The sequence below is a fragment of the Saccharomonospora halophila 8 genome (assembly GCF_000383775.1).
GTDB lineage: Bacteria > Actinomycetota > Actinomycetes > Mycobacteriales > Pseudonocardiaceae > Saccharomonospora > Saccharomonospora halophila.
The window spans coordinates 41,414-44,790 of sequence record NZ_KB912499.1 but is presented as its reverse complement, the minus strand read 5'-3'; the positions used below and the strand labels follow the sequence as shown (position 1 = coordinate 44,790).

Below are 3,377 nucleotides of genomic sequence, written 5' to 3'. Positions count from 1 at the left end.
TCTCAGGCTGTCCCGGCAGAGCGGGTGGCAGACCCTTCGGGACGCGGCCGGGCGCGCCGGGATCACCGCCCCGGTCTCGCCGCACACCCTGCGGCACTCGTACGCCACCCACCTGCTGGAGGGCGGGGCCGACGTCCGCGTGGTGCAGGAGCTGCTCGGCCACGCGTCGGTGAGCACGACCCAGGTCTACACCCTCGTGACGGTCAACACCCTCCGTGAGGTCTACGTGACGGCGCATCCCCGCGCTCTGGGCTGAGCGGGCGAAAAACTACCCCGGTCGTGCCAGGCGAGTCGCGTTGGCGCTGCTTCGAGTACCGCAATACGCTGGCGCCGTCCATGCCGAAGAGGAGCTTTCGCCCCATGTCGACTTCCCACCACACGGCGAGGCGCGCCCAGGACCCGTCCGACCGGGCGACCGACGCGACCGCGCCCGCCCCCCGACTTCGGGAACGCGATGACCTCCCGCAGCGAGTCGGCGCCGGCCAGCAGCATCACGATGCGGTCCCAGCCGAACGCGATCCCGCCGTGCGGCGGTGGCCCGTACTGCAGCGCGTCGAGCAGGAAGCCGAACTTCTCCTGCGCCTCGGCCTCGGGCAGACCCATCACCTCGAAGACCCGCTTCTGCACGTCCGGCCGGTGGATACGGATGGACCCGCCCCCGATCTCGTTGCCGTTGCAGACGATGTCGTAGGCGTAGGCCAGCGCGTTGCCGGGGTCGGCGTCGAACTTGTCGACCCACTCCGGGGTCGGGGACGTGAACGCGTGGTGCAGTGCGGTCCACTGCCCGGAACCCACGGTGACGTCCTCGGTGTCCTCGGCCGCCTCGAACATCGGGGCGTCGACGACCCACACGAACGACCACGCGCTCTCGTCGATCATGCCGAGCACCTCGGCGATCTCGACCCGCGCCGCGCCGAGCAGGTGCCGGGCGTCGGCGGGCCTGCCCGCGGCGAAGAACACGCAGTCCCCCGGCTTCGCCCCCACGGCGTCGGCGAGACCGGCGCGCTCGTGCTCGGCGAGGTTCTTCGCCACCGGCCCGCCGAGGGTGCCGTCCTCGCCGACCAGCACGTAGGCGAGGCCCTTGTGGCCGCGCTGCTTGGCCCATTCCTGCCAGGCGTCGAGCTGCCGCCGGGGCTGGTCGGCGCCCCCGGGCATCACCACCGCGCCGACATAGGGCGCCTGGAACACACGGAACGGGGTGTCGGCGAAGAAGCCGGTGAGTTCGGTGAGCTCCAGCCCGAACCGCAGGTCCGGCTTGTCCGTGCCGTACCGGGCCATCGCCTCGGCGTACGGCAGACGCGGGAACGGGGTGCGGACCTCGACGCCCACCAGCCGCCACAGGGCCGCGAGGACCTCCTCGGCCAGGGCGATCACGTCGTCCTGGCCGACGAAACTCATCTCGACGTCCAGCTGGGTGAACTCGGGCTGCCGGTCGGCACGGAAGTCCTCGTCGCGGTAGCAGCGCGCGATCTGATAGTACCGTTCGAGACCGCCGACCATCAGCAGCTGCTTGAACAGCTGCGGCGACTGCGGCAACGCGTACCACGATCCGGGCCGCAGGCGGGCGGGCACCAGGAAGTCGCGTGCGCCCTCGGGAGTGGACCGGGTCATCGTCGGGGTCTCCACCTCGACGAAGTCGTGGGAGTGCAGCACCTCCCGCGCCGCCCGGTTGACGTCGCTGCGCAGCTTCATCGCCCGGGCGGGCGCCGCGCGCCGCAGGTCGAGGTAGCGGTACCGCAGCCGGATCTCCTCGCCGACCTCCAGCCGCTCGTCGAGCGGGAACGGCAGCACCGCCGACTCGGACAGCACCTCCAGGTCGGTCACCAGCACCTCGATCGCCCCGGTGTCGATCTCCGGGTTCTCGTTGCCCTCGGGACGCCGCGCGACCTCCCCGACGACCCGGATGCAGTACTCCGCTCGGAGGTGGTGGGCACGGTCGGCCATCTCACCCTCACGGAAGACCACCTGCGCCACGCCCCCGGCGTCCCGCAGGTCGATGAAGATCACCCCGCCGTGATCGCGCCGCCGGGCCACCCATCCGGTGAGGGTGACGGTCTGGCCAACGTGCCCGGCACGGAGCGTGCCGGCCTCTTGCGTGCGAAGCACTTCGCGGAGTCCTTCCGACAGTGTCTGCTGATCTCGATCGGTCGTCTGTTGATCTCGGTAGGTCGTCGTCCGCCGATCCCGGCACCGGGGGCACCGCTCGTCCCGCGGCCGGCGGGCCCGGCCGGGCGGCGCCGACAGCACAGGTTAACGAACACGGCGGGTCCGGCCGCCACCAGGTTTCCCCGAACGGGGCACACCATGCACGGCGGGTCCCGGGCGGGACGGCCGTCAGAAGCCCGCGGACAGCGTGGTCGACATCGCGCTCGCGGCGCCGCGCACGGCGTCCGAGAGCCGGTCCACATCGAGCGTCTGCGCGCGCCCGGTGACCGAGACGGCCGCGATCACCCGGCCGCCGGAGGAGAGCACCGGCGCGGCCACGGCCGCCACCCCGTGCTCGACCTCCTCCCGGGAGACGGCCACCCCGCGCTCCACCGTCCGCTCCAGATCACGGTGCAGCAGTCCGGGCAGCACGATCGTGCGCGGAGTGATCCGCGGCAGCCCCGCCTCCACGACCCGGCGCAGCCGGTCCTGCCCGCCCCACGCCAGGAACACCTTGCCCGTGGCGGTGCAGTGGGTCGGCATCCTGCTCCCGACCCGCGACCGGACCGCCATCGCCCGGCCGCCGGTGACCTTCTCCAAAAACAGCGTGTACACGTTGTCCGGGACGGCGACGTGGACGTTCTCCCCGCTGATCCGCTGCAGGTACGCCAGATGCGGCAGTGCCGCCTCCCGGAGCACCCGTTGCCGCGGCACGAGCTGACCGAGCCGGAACAGTTTCGTGGCCAGCCGGTAGTGCCCCGGTCCGGAGCGCTCCACCGCACCCCACTCCACCAGATCACCGAGCAGCCGGTGGACCGTCGGCTTCGGCAACCCGGTCCGCGTGGCCAGCTCCGCCAGGCTCAGCTCCGCCGTGCCGTCGGTGAAGGCGTCCAGCACGGACAGCCCCCGGGCGAGCACGGACCGGTTCCGCGTCGCGTCTGGACGTTCGTTCTCCGCACCCACGGTCGCGAATACTACGAAAGCCGGGCACCGTGCGGGCGCACTCCCACGAACGCCGAGCCGGATCGACATCGCACCGCGATACCCGTGCGGTACCCGGACCGATGCGCACCGTGCGCATCGCCGACCGTTCGGTCACCCGCCCGTGGAGAAATCCTGTCCCGCACCGGGCGCGGATCCGGCCTCCGCGGGACCGACACCGGGGACGCGGACCGCGAGCACGGCGGAGCGGCCGGACCGGACCACCCCCAGCGCCTCGGCCAGCGCCCCCG

The 3,377-nt window shown here is 72.4% G+C and carries 3 protein-coding genes; 1 reads left to right on the top strand and 2 read right to left on the bottom strand.

The genetic code is table 11. The features are described 5' to 3' along the window. Positions 1-256 (top strand): tyrosine-type recombinase/integrase (locus SACHA_RS20330; protein ID WP_039737983.1); only part of this gene is annotated, 256 nt, incomplete at its 5' end. Here the strand turns inward: SACHA_RS20330 and aspS are convergent. Further along, complete coding sequence (gene aspS, locus SACHA_RS0104910; RefSeq protein ID WP_019807635.1) at positions 223-2,106, bottom strand: aspartate--tRNA ligase; 1,884 nt, start codon at positions 2,104-2,106, stop codon at positions 223-225. The two genes, SACHA_RS20330 and aspS, sit on opposite strands and share 34 nt — an antisense overlap. A 228-nt stretch (positions 2,107-2,334) precedes the next feature. After that, positions 2,335-3,108 carry an IclR family transcriptional regulator gene (locus SACHA_RS0104905; protein WP_019807634.1) on the bottom strand — a complete coding sequence of 258 codons (774 nt, stop codon included), beginning with the start codon at positions 3,106-3,108 and terminating at the stop codon, positions 2,335-2,337. Between the last annotated feature and the right edge of the window lie 269 nt (positions 3,109-3,377).